General features: G+C 26.1%; 1 protein-coding gene. It reads left to right on the top strand.

Features of this window, described 5'->3' with window-relative positions; translation table 11 throughout:
- Positions 1-77 precede the first annotated feature (77 nt).
- The coding region (locus HMPREF9371_RS12700) for a glycosyltransferase family protein (RefSeq protein ID WP_156787065.1) at positions 78-567 on the top strand (490 nt) is incomplete at its 3' end.

The following is a 567-nucleotide window of genomic DNA, read 5'->3' as shown; positions in this document are numbered from 1 at the left end:
TTTCTACACTATATACCTGCTGTTATGTCGACACAAACTCTTTTATTATTAGCTTCAGTTAAGTTTAGGAGTAGATCATGAGCTATAATATAAATTTTATTGTCCATAGCTTTGATAAGAATCATCGCGGAGGTGTACTAAGAGTTATTTCTCTTCTTTCCAATGCTTTTATAAAAATAGGAATGAATGTTTCTATTTATAGCCTATCTGCAATTTCTGAATCTGCTTTTGAATTAAATAAAAAGGTAAAATTAATTACTTTAAAATTGCCTATATATGAAACAACTAAGCTCTCACCAATTCAAAAAGTTATATGGATATACAAATCTTATTTAAGAATAAAGCCTTATTTTCAGAATAAACATAATGAAATTTGGATTACTTCTTCTCCATTACTTTCTATTATATTTTCTTTTTTTAGTAGAAATAAAAATATAATAATAGGCTGCGATCATACTTCCACTTACTATCTAAATAATAAGCCTTTTTCATGGCTACGAAATAAGTTAATTAGAAGACTTAATATAAATATCGCATTAACAAAAGAAGATGGGGATTATTTTAATT

It is taken from the genome of Neisseria shayeganii 871 (assembly GCF_000226875.1).
In the GTDB taxonomy this organism is placed as follows: Bacteria; Pseudomonadota; Gammaproteobacteria; order Burkholderiales; family Neisseriaceae; genus Eikenella; species Eikenella shayeganii.
The sequence above is the reverse complement of the archived record's forward strand: the minus strand, read 5'-3'. Positions and strand labels throughout refer to the sequence as shown.